This is a genomic window from Streptomyces sp. NPDC054770, from assembly GCF_053611985.1.
This window is the reverse complement of the sequence record NZ_JBSHBL010000041.1, coordinates 37,259-50,396: the sequence shown is the minus strand read 5'-3', so window position 1 is coordinate 50,396 and position 13,138 is coordinate 37,259. Positions and strand designations below refer to the sequence as shown.

Genomic DNA, 13,138 nt, shown 5'->3' with positions numbered 1-13,138 from the left:
TGTTGTGAATAGGGCTACTGCGCGCTGAAGGCGATCACCGGGGTGTAGTCGGATCCGGCGTTGAACTCGATCCGTTGGGCGCCGGTCGGTGAGCCGATCCCGCTCAGCGGCAGGGTCCAGGTCTGCGTCGAGCCGTCGACCGTCCGCTTCGGACGGGTCGCGGTCTCGGTCCAGCTCCAGTCGGTCGACCGGCTCCGGTAGAGACCGCCGTTCTCGATCATGTAGTCGGCGCCGAGGGCCGAGGGCGAGGATAGGGGAGCTGGTAGCCGGTCGAGGTGTTGCCGTCGGTGTTGAAGAAGACGTGGTAGTAGGACTGCGAGGTGTGGAAGGTGACCTGGAAGGTGACCTTCCCGGACGACACGCAGACCGAGTAGTCGGTCATGGCGCCCGAGCCCGCGGCGGAGGTGCAGGAGGAGGAACCGTCGTCGCTGCCGCCCGACCCGGCCCGGGTCGGACCGGCGCCGGCCACCGAGGCGACGGACGGCGCGGTCTGTACGTGGACGGAGGTGCCACCGCCCTTGGCGGACTTCGTGGCCGGTGGCGGTGACGACGCGCCGGTGGCGTCCGTCGACGGTGACGCGGACGGCGAGGCGGACGGCGATATGGACGGTGGGGGTGGGCCGAGCAGGCTCGGCGTGCTGTCGTACGAGCCGCCGTCCCCCGCCGTGCCCGGCACGGTGCCGGATGCCGAGTCCGACGACCGCCTGTCGTCGTCGTGGGCGCGGCCGATGAGGAAGGCGCCGCCGATCAGCGCGGCCACGACCACGGACACCCCGGTCAGGAGCACCGCCCGGGGCAACCGGCGGGGCGTCCGGCGCCGGGTGGTGCCACCGGCCGGGGGCCGCAGAGCGGTGTCGGTCCCCGGTCCGGCGGCGGCTTCGGCCGTGCGGCCGCCCGTCCGGTCCGGCGGCGTGCCGGTGGCCTTCCGGCTCCGTTCGCTCTCCTGCTCCGGGCGCTCGCCGCCGACGCGCGGTGGGTCGGCCGTGACGGCTGTGCGCTGAGCGGCGCCCGCGCTCTCCGCCGCGAACGCGGCCGCCGCCGCGGACATCGGCGGCTCGGTCGGGTCGGGTTGCTGCTGAGGGGCGGAGTCGCCCTTGGAACCGGAACCGGGGCCGGCGCCCGGCGCGGTGCGGGAGGCGGAGGCCGCGGCGATGGCCGATGGCCCCTTCGGCCGCCGGGGCAGTGGAGACTGCACGGTTGTCGCGTCCTTCCAGGAGAGCGGTGGCGAACGCGTCCGGCGGCGCCAGGGCGCCGATGGTACTGGCGCCGGGCCCGGGCCCAGGCCGCGTCGCGGCGTCTCGTTGTTGTCAACTTGCTTGCGGATTGGTCTAGTTGCCGTTTCCTGCCGCGTTGCCGGTAAGAGTGCCTGATGGTGCACAGGTGATGTCCCTGCCGGTGCACCGGCGACTGCCCGACGGGGCATCGGCGAGGTGCCCGGTGCGGCACCGGTAAATTCGCCCGATGGCCGCTTCTCCCGCCCACATCGACCCCCGGCTCCTGCGTGTCTTCGTCGCCGTCGCCGAGGAACTGCACTTCACCCGTGCCGCCGCCCGGCTGTACGTCGCCCAGCAGGCGCTCAGCCGTGATGTGCGGCGGCTGGAGCGCGAGCTGGGCGCCGAGCTGTTCCTCCGCAGCACCCGGCAGGTCAGCCTCACCGCCGACGGCGCCCGGCTGCTGCCGTACGCCCGCCGGGTGCTGGCCGCCCAGGACGCCCTGCTCGCCGCCTTCGGACAGGCCCGGCCGCTGCTGGTGGACCTCAACTCCCCGGGCCTGGAGACCGCCCGCCGGGTCCTGCACCGCGCCCGCGAACTCGCCCCCGACTGCGAGCTGATGGCCCGTTACGAGAGCGGGCTCACCGGAGCGGCGGCCGAACTCCTCGCGGGACGGCTCGACGCGTCCTTCGGGCGGTTCGCGGGACTGGATCCGGCGCTGCGGGCCGGGCTCGAACAACAGCCCGTACGGTTCGAACCCATGGCCGTAATTCTCCCCTCGGATCACCGGCTCGCGGCGCTGGAAGAGGTGCCGCTGGCCGCGCTGGCGGGCGAGACGGTGTACGCCGGCGCCGGGAACGAACGCACCCTGGAATGGACCGACCTGGCCTTTCGCCTCTTCGAGGGGCGGGGTGTCGCGGTCGCGCCGCCGCTGCCGCTGGCCGTCGGGGAGGAGGAGTTCCGGCGAGTCATGGCCAAGGATCGGTATCCCATTCTCGCGGTAGTGGGATTTCCGGCCATACCTGGAAGCGTTTCGCGGCCGTTGGTCGATCCGGTCCCGTTGTCGCCCGTGTCGCTCGTGTGGCGAAAGGGGCTGGTCCATCCGGGAGTCGACGCGCTGCGACGGGCGGCCGTCGAGATCGGGCGGGCGGAAGGCTGGCTTCAGTGGCCGACCGGTGGATGGATTCCGGCCAGTGATCAAGAGGTGATGGACGACCACAAATGACACATCGGAAACACGGCTCTGCCCCGTGCGCTAGCTTCATGGGCCCGGGCGCGGAGAGCCGGAAGGGGGCGTTCGGAGCGGGTGGGGGCCCGTTCCGGTGACGTGTGCTCGGGTTCGTCAACGCGCCCGGAACAGTCCCGTGGGGGGATGTACGCGCGTGAAAAGTTGGCGAGAAGAAACCCAACCCGAATTGCCGCAGGTGGCCTTGGATGCCCGGGATATCCCTGTGACGGGGGACGACGGGGCGGAGACGGCCGCTGCGGACGCCGAGGGCGGCGGAGCGGCCGGAACCGCCGGTGTCGCCGGAGCGAGCGAGAGCGTCCGGGCGACCGGGGTGAGTGGGGCCGCCGGGGTGACCGGGGCCGCCGGGGGGACCGAGGTGTTGCGGGCCGGGGCGTTACGGGACCCGTGGAGCGTGGTCGAGCCGCCGATCCCGGTGTTCCTGCGCGACCCGGCCCCGGATTTGGTCCACGACCCGGCCCCGGACCTGGTCCACGACCCCGACGAGGTGACGGTCCAGAACGACGTGGGTGCCGTACGAATACAGCCGACCGGGCCGGCAGGCCCGATACGGTCCGCCGCGGCGGAGGCCTCCCGTGCTTCCGCAGCCTCCGGCGCCTCCGGCGCTGCCGGCGTCCCGGTCCCCGTCTTCGTCGACGAGTCGGGCCGCCGCAGCCGCCGGTTCCGCAGGTTCGGGATGGCCGTCGGCCTCGTCTGCGCGGTCTACGCGGTCGTCATCGTCGTCACCCTGCTCTCCGGGAGCTCCGACGCGCCCTGGCTGCCGGTGCCCGGGCAGCACGGCGACAGGCCGGCCGGCAAGGTCGACGACTCGCCGCGGCCCGCGCACCCGCCCCGGTCCTCGGACGACGGCGCCTCGGTGGCCGGCCCGGCAGCGAGCGGCGGTACGACCCCGTCGGCGGGGACCTCCTCCCGGGCGCCCGATGCCGGAAGGGCGACCGCCCGGCCGAGTGCGTCGGCGTCCGCGCGTGCGACGTCGTCCGCGGGGGGCACGGGCTCTTCGCCGAAGCCGGGGTCGTCGTCCGCGTCCGCCTCGCCGTCCGCGGTGGCGCCCTCCTCGGACGCCCCCGCCTCTCCCGCCTCGTCGCCGCCACCGGTCTCGCCCAGCGAGTCGGCCGCCCCGACCGGCGGCCCGGTCGCGCAGGGCGCGCCCCCGCACACCGGCACCGGCGCCGCCTCCGCTCCCGCCCGCGTCCTCTGATGGCGCCCCGCACCAGGCGCCACGGGACCGCCGCCGACGCCTCCCGCCGCCGCCTGCCCATGCGGCTGACGCTGCCCGTCCTCGTCCTCGTCGCCCTGATGGCGATGCTGATGCTGCGCGGCTACGTGCACAGCGAGCTCCTCGCCGACCACCGCATCCGCCCCGAGGCCGCCTCCGACCAGGTCCCGGAGAAGATCCTGGACGGCGGCCCGGTCATCGACACCCGGGGCGGCCGTACGACGTCCCTGCGCATCCCCGACCACCGCGTGGTCCTCACCTTCGACGACGGCCCCGACCCGACCTGGACCCCGAAGGTCCTGGACGTCCTGAAGAAGCACCACGCGCACGCCGTCTTCTTCGTCACCGGCACCATGACCTCCCGCTATCCGCAGCTGGTCCGGCGCATGGTGGCCGAGGGCAACGAGGTCGGCGTGCACACCTTCAGCCACCCCGACCTGTCGTACCAGTCGAAGAAGCGGATCGACTGGGAGCTGTCCCAGACCCAGCTGGCGATCACCGGCGCGGCCGGCATCCGTACCTCCCTCTTCCGCCCGCCGTACTCCTCCTCCGCCGACGCGATGGACAACCTCTCCTGGCCGGTGACCGAGTACATCGGCAGCCGCGGCTACATCACCGTCGTCAACGACCGGGACAGCGAGGACTGGCGCAAACCGGGCGTCGACCGGATCGTCCGCAACGCCACCCCGGGCGGCGGCAAGGGTGCGATCGTCCTGATGCACGACTCGGGCGGCGACCGCCACCAGACCGTCCAGGCGCTGGACAGGTTGCTCCCCCTCCTGCAGAAGCAGGGCTACACCTTCGACAACCTCACCGAGGCCCTGAACGCACCGAGCGCGCACACCCCGGTCACCGGCCGCGACCTCTGGCAGGGCAAGGCCTGGATCCTCCTGGTCCAGGCGGCGGACGGCATCACGGACGTGCTGGTGGTCGGACTGGCGGTGATCGGCGCGTCGGTGCTGGCCCGGTTCGCCCTGATGCTCTGGCTCTCCTTCCTGCACACCCGCAGGGTCCGCCGCAAGGGCTTCCGCTGGGGCCGCCGCCCGGTGACCGAACCGGTGTCGGTGCTCGTGCCCGCGTACAACGAGGCCAAGTGCATAGAGAACACGGTCCGTTCACTGACCGCGAGCGAACACCCCGTAGAGATCCTCGTCATCGACGACGGTTCGACGGACGGCACGGCACGGATCGTGGAGAACCTGCACCTGCCGGGCGTCCGGGTGGTCCGCCAGGAGAACGCGGGCAAGCCGGCCGCCCTCAACCGGGGCCTGCGCAACGCCCGTCACGACATCGTCGTGATGATGGACGGCGACACGGTCTTCGAACCGGCCACCGTACGGGAGCTGGTCCAGCCCTTCGGCGACCCGGCCGTCGGCGCGGTCGCCGGCAACGCCAAGGTCGGCAACCGGGATTCGCTGATCGGCGCCTGGCAGCACATCGAGTACGTGATGGGCTTCAACCTGGACCGCCGGATGTACGACGTGCTGCGCTGCATGCCGACCATCCCCGGCGCGGTCGGCGCCTTCCGCCGTACCGCCCTCGAACGCGTCGGCGGCATGAGCGACGACACCCTCGCCGAGGACACCGACATCACGATGGCGATCCACCGCGACGGCTGGCGCGTGGTCTACGCGGAACGGGCCCGGGCCTGGACGGAGGCCCCGGAGTCCGTCTCCCAGCTCTGGTCCCAGCGCTACCGCTGGTCGTACGGCACGATGCAGGCGATCTGGAAACACCGGGGGGCGATGCTGGAGCGAGGCCCGTCCGGCCGCTTCGGCCGCGTCGGCCTGCCCCTGGTGTCGCTGTTCATGGTGGTGGCCCCGCTCCTCGCCCCCCTGATCGACGCGTTCCTCCTCTACGGCATCGTCTTCGGCCCGACGCAGAAGACGATCGGCGCCTGGCTGGGGGTCCTGGCGGTCCAGGCGGCCTGCGCGGCCTACGCCTTCCACCTCGACCGCGAACGCATGACCCACCTCGTCTCGCTGCCGCTCCAGCAGATCCTCTACCGCCAGCTCATGTACGTCGTCCTGCTCCAGTCCTGGATCACGGCGCTGACCGGCGGCCGGCTGCGCTGGCAGAAGCTGCGGCGGACGGGAGTGGTGGGGGCGGCGCCGGGCACCACCGGGGAGAGGCAGGCGGCATGACACAGGCAGAGACGACCCCGGTCGCGCCCGGGCGGGCCGGAGCCGGCGGCGGCCGGGACCGCTACCTGGACCTCCTCCGCTCCCTGGCCCTGCTCCGTGTGGTGGTCTACCACCTCTTCGGCTGGCCGTGGCTCACCGTCCTGTTCCCCTCCATGGGCGTGATGTTCGCGCTGGCCGGCTCACTGATGGCGCGCAGCCTGAACCGCCCGGCACCGAGCGTGATCCGGAGCCGACTCCGTCGTCTGCTCCCACCCCTCTGGCTGTTCAGCGCGGTCCTGCTGACGATGATGCTCACGGCCGGCTGGAACCCGCTGAAGGACCCGGACCTGGGCGGCGGTTGGACCAACTGCTCCCAACTCCTCGACTACGTCCTACCGATCGGCGCCCCGCCGTACCCCGAACACCTCGGCTCGGCGTCGGGCCTGCTGGACGACACCTGGCCGGAACAGGCGGCGGGCCCGCTCTGGTACCTCCGTGCCTACCTGTGGTTCGTCCTGCTGTCGCCACCGCTGCTGTGGGCATTCCGCAAGGCCCCACTGCCGACCGTCCTGGCCCCGCTGGCGCTGACGGCGGTGGTGGGCACGGGGTTGGTGAGGATCCCCGGTGAGACGGGCAACGCGGTCACCGACTTCGCGGTGTACGGCGGCTGCTGGATCCTGGGCTTCGCCCACCACGAGGGCGTACTGGCACGCGTCCCCCGCTACGCGGCGGTCTCCCTCTCCTGCCTGGTCATGGCGGTGGGCCTGTGGTGGGCGGCGGGCCACCAGGGCCCCGACGGCTGGGACCTCAACGACATCCCGGCGGCGCAGGCGTGCTGGTCGTTCGGGGCCGTGCTGATCCTGCTGCAGTACTCCCCGTCCTGGCGGGAGCTGCCGGGTGGCCTGCGCCGCTGGGACCGACTCATCACCCTGTCCAACAACCGCGCGGTGACCATCTACCTCTGGCACAACATGCTGATCATGGCAACGGTCCCGATCATCGACCAGGCCTACAACCTGCCGTTCATGGCCTCCGACCGCGCGGCGTCCCTGCTGGACTCGACGTACGGCTTCTGGATGTTCGTGGCGGTCTGGCCGCTGATCGCGGCGGCGGTGCTGGCGTTCGGCTGGGTGGAGGACGTGGCGGCGGGGAGAAGGGCGCGGGTGTGGCCGGACGGGGTGCGACGGGGACGGGTTCGCCGGCGAACGTGAGTGAACGCCTTCTGCTCTGCACAGGGACCCCTGGCTACGTAACTGCGGCCTCACTCACCCCGCCAGGAGCCCGTCTTGATGCGTCTCCACCTGTTCACGACCGCCACCGCCGCCATGACGGCCACGTTGCTGCCGGTCGGCTGCGGGGGAGGGGAACGGGGGTGGCTCCGAGCCGAACGGCAAGGGCACGAACGCGGGGGGCGCCGGTGTCTGCTTCGCCTTCGGCCGATGCTTCGGCGTCGGCGACCGAGTCGGGGCGTCCGAAGAACGCGATCCTCAAGGGCAACGCGGAGTTCGTCCGGGCACTTGATGCGGCCATCGTTGCGCAGGATCCGCGGCCTCCCGCCCTGGAGTACTACACGGAGGGAGAGGGCGCCGCAGCGGCCCAGAAGTGGGTGCAGTCCTCCGTGGACGCGGGACTGACGGTCACCGGAACCGTCCGCTACTACGACCGTCAGGTCACCGTCGAGTCCCACACCAAGGTGTCGCTGACGTATTGCGGCCCGTCCTCGGCGATGCCCAGGCGACTGCCCCTTTCGTCCGCGATGCACACGGGGTACGGGGATGTCCCGGCCTGCCGACTCGTCCGGGCGTACGTCTCGTCCTCCCACTCGGCATGGAGAGGACCGAACCGGATGGCCGACCGGATTGTGACTGGATCGGCCGGCCAGCCGTACGTCACCAGCCCGCCGAAGGCGCGGAGGAAACGCCGAGCGACCTCGTGGGGCACGAAGGAACCGCGCTCGCGCAGGATCCACTCCCAGGTGTCCGTGGGCACCGCTCGACCCGGTCGTCGGCCCGCCCGGCGAAGGACACCGTCGGTCTCCGGGGACCAGGACCGGGTCCGATGGTTCCCCATCCCGCACCACCGCTCTCGCATCCAGTTGATCAAGAACGTTCCCAGGGTGCGGCACTGCTCCGCTGTCGGTCGGCTCAGCCGCGGCGTCGCCGCAGGGCCCGCCAGGCATCGCCGACCGCGTCCTGGGAGCGCAGCCACCAGTACTCCAGCTTGTCTCGCACGGTGACATAGACCCACCGGCGCTTGAACCACGGCGGCAAATCCCGGAAAGACACGAAGGCCAGCGTGTCCCTGATGGGGTGCTCCGCAACGCCGCCGGGCCCCTCGGCTCGCAGCGCCGCATACAGTTCCGGCGTGAGCCTTCCATGCAGCCGGGCCACAGCACCTGCCGCGACGAACGCAAACCCACGCTGGTCAGGATCCGGCAAGTGCATCGCCCTGACGATCCGAGGCGAGGCATCCTCCGGCGAGCAGTTGAAAGCCAGTCCGATCACCGCCGAACCGAGAGGCCATTCGCCGCGCTCGAACGCGGCATCCACCTCGGCAGGGTCATCGATATGTGAAACGCCTTCGCCGGTTTTCCAGTCCCACCGGGACGCCATGGCCATTCCTCCCCCTCCGTCCGTCATGCGTCGCACTTGGGCGGGAGCACACGCTGCTTTTTGATGTTGTCAATCATTCCCGCCCTCTTCAGCTTTGTCAGATCGCCCTGGGTGATGCCCCCCGACGGGTAGGAGGCTCGGACGTGGCCGTGGTAGACCTCCTTGACGACGTTTCCGTCCTTGTCCAGGATCTTTTCGTGCCGGTCAAGGACCACGATCTCGTTATTGACGTGGTCCACACCGATTCGCCGGAACTTGTCCGGGTTGTTCGGGTCGCCCAGGGCGATGGACCGGTCCAGGGCTGCCTGACCGTTGGAAGGCGCGCGGCTGACCTCCCCCTTGGCCGATGAACTGCTGCCCGAACCGTGCTTGCTGTACGTCGAGTCGTCGTATACGCGGGCGGGCTCGGTGCTCTCGTCCTCCAGTCCCAGCGGGTCGGACCAGCGCAGCGGGTTGTCCACATAGGCGTGGTGGTTCGGAGCGGGGACCAGTCCGAGCGGGTCGGGCGAGAGGAACTGCGCGGTGTCCGGGTCGTAGTAGCGGGCCAGGTTGTAGTGCAGGCCGGTTTCGGGGTCGCGGTACTGGCCTGGGAAGGCCAGCGGGCACAGGCCGCCGTCGGCGCCGGCCAGGGGTTGTCCCCACAGGCTGGTGGCGGCCCGCCAGGCGATCGTGCCGTCCTCGCCGACGAGTTCGCTGGGCGTCCCCACCGAGTCGGTGACGATCGCGTAGAACCGCCTGGTGACCTCGTCCGCGTCGAGGGCGCTGCGTCGCCCCCGCGTCTGGGCCGCCGCCCGGTGGGTACCCGGATCCCAGTCCCACGTGTCGGTCTCCACCACACCGTCCCGGAGCGCCTGCTGCTCCGCGAGGTTGGCTCCGTCCCAGGTGAAGGCGGTCTCGTCGGTGACCGAACCGTCCTCGTGTACCCGCCACTTGGCGGTACGCCGGCCGAGGACGTCGTAGCGGTACTGCCAAATGCCCCGGTCGGGAGTCGCGGCCTCGACGAGCCGGTCGTCGGCGTCCCAGGCGTAGGTCCAGATCCGCCGCAGCCCGGACAGCGTGCGCCGGATCATGCGGACCACGCGTCCTTGACCGTCGTGCTCGTACGTGGTGCGGCCCGCCGACGTGACCTTCGTGCCGGAGCGCCCGACCGGGCCTTGCGCGTCCTGTCCCCCGGTTCCGGGATGGTTCGCGGTCGTCAGGTTGCCGAGTTCGTCGTACGCGTAGGTCTCGGTCCAGTTCGCGGCCGACACCCGGGTGACGCGGCCGGCCCGGTCCAGGTCGAACCTCCGGGCGCCGGCCAGCCTGTCGTCGACCGAGGTGAGGTATCCGTCGCCCCGGTAGGCATAGGAGCGGGCCTGCAGCACGGTGCCGGCACCGGGGCCGCCCGCACCGGTCCCCGAGTGGATGATCTGCTCCACCAAGCGGTGTCCGGCGTCCCAGGATTGGGTCAGCGTGGCGGCGCCGGCCAGCCCGCGGGCGGTTTCCCGGCCGGCCGCGTCGTGGGTGAAGGTGAGCTCGCCCGCCGCGGTCACGAGTGAGACGGGCAGGCCCACGGAGTCGTACGACCAGTGTGAGGTGGCGCCGGACGGAGTGGTCCGCCGCACCCTGCGGCCCTGCGGGTCGTACGCGCTGGTGACTGTGCGGCCGTCGACGCTTTCGGTGAGCACCCTGCCCACCGCGTCGTAGCCGAAAGCGACCACGCTTTCCGGGCCCGCGGCCTCGACCAGCCGGCCGGCCGGGTCGTAACGCAGGGAGATGACGGCGCCGCCGTCCGTGCGGGTCTCCACCACGCGGCCGGCGGTGTCACGGGTCATCCGGACCGTCTGCCCGATGCCGTTCCTCCGCTCGGTCTGCCGGCCGGTGGGATCGTGGGCGTAGGTGAGCGTCCGGCCGTCGAAGTCCGTCTCGCCGACGAGACGGCCCGCCGCGTCGTAGTGGTACGTCCAGATGTCGCCGAGCGGATTGGTCACGCCGATCAGTCGTAGTTCGGCGTCGTGGGTGAAGCGGTAGCGGGTACCGTCCGGATCGGTCCTGGCGCGAGGAAGGTCGAACGCGCCGTACTCGAAGGCGGTCGTGGCCCCGCCGCGGTCACTGTGCTCGCTGAGGTTGCCCTGCGGGTCGTACGACCATGTCTCCCGGCCGCCGTTGGCGTGCTCGCGCCACAGCAGCCGGCCCTCCGGGCTCCATCCCTGGCGGAGAGTCCCGCCGACTGCGTCATCGATCCGGACGATGCGGCCGAACGCGTTCCGGTGCACGGCGACGGTGCTGCCGCGTGGGTCCACGACCCGGATCGGCAGCCCCGCCTCGTCGGTGTCGAAACGGAAGGTGTTGCCGAGCGCGTCGGTCCGTGTGGTCCGGTGCCCGCGCCCGTCATAGGTGTAGCGGCTCATCGCACCGAGCGGATCGGTGCTGGTGAGCAGGTTGCCTCGGTCGTCGTACGTGCACTCCCAGCGCGCTCCGTCGGCCTCCGTGACGGCGACGGGCAGACCTTCGTCGCTGTACGCCACCTCGATGACGGAGCCGTCCGGCCGGTCCATCCGGGTGGGCTGGCCGTGCGCGTCGAGAGTGAGGCCAGTGGTGCGGCCCAGCTGGTCGGTGCGTGCGACCAGCCGTCCGAAACGGTCCCACTCGGAGAACTCGGTGTGCCCGAGCGGGTCGGTCACGGCGACCAGTTGGTAGAGCTCGTTGTAGCGGTACGTGGTGGTCTGGCCAAGCGCGTCCGTGTAGCGCGTCTCACGCGCTTCGTCGTCGTACTCCACAGCGCAGGCGAGGCTGCCGTCGGCACCCTCGCCCCGGACGCAGCGGTCCAGCCCGTCGTAGCCGAAGCGGTAGCGGTAGCCGTTGCGGTCGGTCCACGACGTGATGCGCCCGCCGGAGTCGTAGGCGAGGCTCATGGGCAGCTCGCCCGAATCGCGGATCCCGGTCAGATCGCCGACGGAGCTGTAGTCGAAGCTCCGCAGGACAGTCCCCCCAGGGCCGTCCTCAGGATTGCGCAGGCGCAGACCGGTGACGCGTCCGCCGTCGGTGGTGTCCACGTACACGTACCGGCCGCCCGAGTCGCGTACGGCCACGGGTGCGCCGTCGGCATCACGGTCGAAGTCGATCCGGTATCCGTTGCGGTCCGTCATCGCCGTGAGCAGCAGGGTGAACGGCTCGTCGATCGGCCCGGGCCGCTGCGGCGGGGCGAAATGACGGGTGACGTCGGTGAGCGGGTCGGTGATCCGTACCGGGGCACCGGGAGTGCCGTCCCAGTCCAGCGGCCACCGCGGCCCCTCCGCCGGCATTACCGAACCCCCGGGTTCCGGCACGGGATAGACGAGGATCATGCCGTCCTCGGTGGCGAAGACGGCGCCTCGGTCGTCCACTTCCAGGCGCTCGTCGAGCGTGCAGGCCCACGACGAGCCGAAGGAACGACCCGCGCGGTACGTGGACAGATGGGTGCGCCGTAGGAGAAGCGGAAGCAGCCCGGGTAGCTCGACATCGGTCTCGGCCATGTACATCTCGCCGGAGACCATGTCGATGGGGTCGCCGTTGAGGCACCGCCCCTTGCCCGGCTTGCTCTTGGCGAGCACATCGTCAGCCTCCTTACGCAGCCCCTTCTTGCCAAGGCTCTCCGCCATGGCCTTGAGGCCGCCCTTGAGGAACTTCATCTCCTTCACGCCCTTGGCGAGTTTGCCGAGGCTGGTGATGCCCTTGCCGCCGGGTATGCAGTCCAGCGCCGCGAACGCGACATCCCACAGCGACGCCTGCCCTTGGGAGTATTTGTAGAGCGTGTCCGCGAGCACCACGAGCGCCGCCACCAGCACGATCGCACCGAGGATCGGCCCACCGATGATCATCGCGATGATCCCGACGACCGCGACGACGACCTTGCAGACGGTGACGATGGTGTCCCAGTTGTCCTCGAACCAGTGACCGACGTCCTGCCACCAGTGCCGGTTCGGAATACCGGCATCCGACGCCTCGTCGATCTTCCGCTTCGCCTCACCCGCCGCGTCGTCACGCATCTTCCGGGCGTCCTCGGCCATCTTCTTCGCCGCGTCCAGCGCACTCTGCGCGGTCGTGACGTCCGACTGGGCCTGGGTGTGCGCGGACTTGGCGCTCTGCACGTCCCGGGTGGCCGCCCGCACCTTGCCCTCGTCCGGCTTGTCCGCGCTCGATTTACTGCTGGTGGGGTCGTCCTTGTACTTGTCCGCTTCCTTCGTCGCCCGCGTCACCCAGGAATCGGCCGAGGACAGGCGGGACTTGGCGGAGGACAGGTCCGACTGGGCCTCCTTCGCCTTGGCGAGGGCCTTGTCCGCCAGCGCCTGCGCGCGCTCCAGCTTCGGCCAGTAGTCCGCGAGGGCGTCGCCGCACAGCTCGTAGGACTTCTTCAGCTTCTTCAGGTTCTTCGGAACGTCCTTGAACTGCTCCTTGAACACCTCCGCCGACTTGCCCGCCCACTGCAGGAGGGTGTCCTCGCCGGCCATGCCCTTCACCAGCCGCAGGGCGTCCGAGACGTCGTCGGCGAAGCCGTGCAGCTGGGTGGCGAGGGTGCGGACGCGTTGCGGGTCGCCGGGGGTGGGGTCCCTGTCGAGGTCGAGTGGATGCCAGTCCGCCGGTCGGTAGCCCGCCATGTCCCCGCAACCCCCGTCGCGTACGCCCCATCAACAAATCTATGCACACGTGAAGTTACAGGTTGCGTCAATGCGAAGTGAAGGTTGCTCCGTGATCGGTCGCCGGGGGCTACC

General features: G+C 71.0%; 9 protein-coding genes. 4 read left to right on the top strand and 5 right to left on the bottom strand.

Going from position 1 to position 13,138, the window contains the following annotated elements:
- Positions 1 to 14: 14 nt before the first annotated feature.
- Both ACWGKQ_RS30600 and ACWGKQ_RS30595 read right to left on the bottom strand, forming a co-directional pair.
- Positions 15 to 221: a hypothetical protein gene (locus ACWGKQ_RS30600; RefSeq protein WP_453295239.1), complete on the bottom strand. Its 207-nt coding sequence runs from the start codon at positions 219 to 221 to the stop codon at positions 15 to 17.
- Entirely contained in the window at positions 218 to 1,195 is a 978-nt protein-coding gene (locus ACWGKQ_RS30595; protein WP_453295238.1) for a hypothetical protein, read from the bottom strand. Before ACWGKQ_RS30595 ends, ACWGKQ_RS30600 begins: the two co-directional genes overlap by 4 nt.
- A gap of 266 nt (positions 1,196 to 1,461) precedes the next feature.
- Here ACWGKQ_RS30595 and ACWGKQ_RS30590 point away from each other — a divergent pair, with 266 nt between their 5' ends.
- From ACWGKQ_RS30590 to ACWGKQ_RS30575, 4 genes are all read left to right on the top strand, one after another.
- Positions 1,462 to 2,436: a LysR family transcriptional regulator gene (locus ACWGKQ_RS30590; RefSeq protein ID WP_453295237.1), complete on the top strand. Its 975-nt coding sequence runs from the start codon at positions 1,462 to 1,464 to the stop codon at positions 2,434 to 2,436.
- 226 nt (positions 2,437 to 2,662) lie between these two features.
- Positions 2,663 to 3,655, top strand: a complete 993-nt coding sequence (locus ACWGKQ_RS30585) for a hypothetical protein (RefSeq protein ID WP_453295236.1) — start codon at positions 2,663 to 2,665, stop codon at positions 3,653 to 3,655.
- The gene (locus tag ACWGKQ_RS30580; RefSeq protein WP_453295235.1) at positions 3,655 to 5,817 is read left to right on the top strand and encodes a bifunctional polysaccharide deacetylase/glycosyltransferase family 2 protein; all 2,163 of its coding nucleotides are present in this window, start codon (positions 3,655 to 3,657) and stop codon (positions 5,815 to 5,817) included. Before ACWGKQ_RS30585 ends, ACWGKQ_RS30580 begins: the two co-directional genes overlap by 1 nt.
- Entirely contained in the window at positions 5,814 to 7,007 is a 1,194-nt protein-coding gene (locus tag ACWGKQ_RS30575) for an acyltransferase family protein (protein WP_453295234.1), read from the top strand. The genes ACWGKQ_RS30580 and ACWGKQ_RS30575 overlap by 4 nt, the downstream gene beginning before the upstream one ends.
- A gap of 454 nt (positions 7,008 to 7,461) precedes the next feature.
- Here the strand turns inward: ACWGKQ_RS30575 and ACWGKQ_RS30570 are convergent, their stop codons facing one another.
- The 3 genes from ACWGKQ_RS30570 to ACWGKQ_RS30560 all read right to left on the bottom strand — a co-directional run bounded on the left by ACWGKQ_RS30570 (position 7,462) and on the right by ACWGKQ_RS30560 (position 13,024).
- Complete coding sequence (locus ACWGKQ_RS30570) at positions 7,462 to 7,866, bottom strand: SUKH-3 domain-containing protein (protein ID WP_453295233.1); 405 nt, start codon at positions 7,864 to 7,866, stop codon at positions 7,462 to 7,464.
- Between the two features lie 74 nt (positions 7,867 to 7,940).
- Entirely contained in the window at positions 7,941 to 8,414 is a 474-nt protein-coding gene (locus ACWGKQ_RS30565) for a hypothetical protein (protein ID WP_453295232.1), read from the bottom strand.
- 17 nt (positions 8,415 to 8,431) lie between these two features.
- A complete protein-coding gene (locus tag ACWGKQ_RS30560; RefSeq protein ID WP_453295231.1) occupies positions 8,432 to 13,024 on the bottom strand; it encodes an RHS repeat-associated core domain-containing protein in 4,593 nt (1,530 codons plus the stop codon).
- Between the last annotated feature and the right edge of the window lie 114 nt (positions 13,025 to 13,138).

Excerpts from the sequence above, each read along its gene's own strand:
- ACWGKQ_RS30560 (WP_453295231.1), bottom strand. The coding sequence starts at position 13,024 with ATGGCGGGCTACCGACCGGCGGACTGGCATCCACTCGACCTCGACAGG.
- ACWGKQ_RS30600 (WP_453295239.1), bottom strand. The coding sequence starts at position 221 with ATGATCGAGAACGGCGGTCTCTACCGGAGCCGGTCGACCGACTGGAGC.
- ACWGKQ_RS30590 (WP_453295237.1), top strand. The coding sequence starts at position 1,462 with ATGGCCGCTTCTCCCGCCCACATCGACCCCCGGCTCCTGCGTGTCTTC.
- ACWGKQ_RS30570 (WP_453295233.1), bottom strand. The coding sequence starts at position 7,866 with ATGGGGAACCATCGGACCCGGTCCTGGTCCCCGGAGACCGACGGTGTC.
- ACWGKQ_RS30565 (WP_453295232.1), bottom strand. The coding sequence starts at position 8,414 with ATGGCCATGGCGTCCCGGTGGGACTGGAAAACCGGCGAAGGCGTTTCA.
- ACWGKQ_RS30575 (WP_453295234.1), top strand. The coding sequence starts at position 5,814 with ATGACACAGGCAGAGACGACCCCGGTCGCGCCCGGGCGGGCCGGAGCC.
- ACWGKQ_RS30580 (WP_453295235.1), top strand. The coding sequence starts at position 3,655 with ATGGCGCCCCGCACCAGGCGCCACGGGACCGCCGCCGACGCCTCCCGC.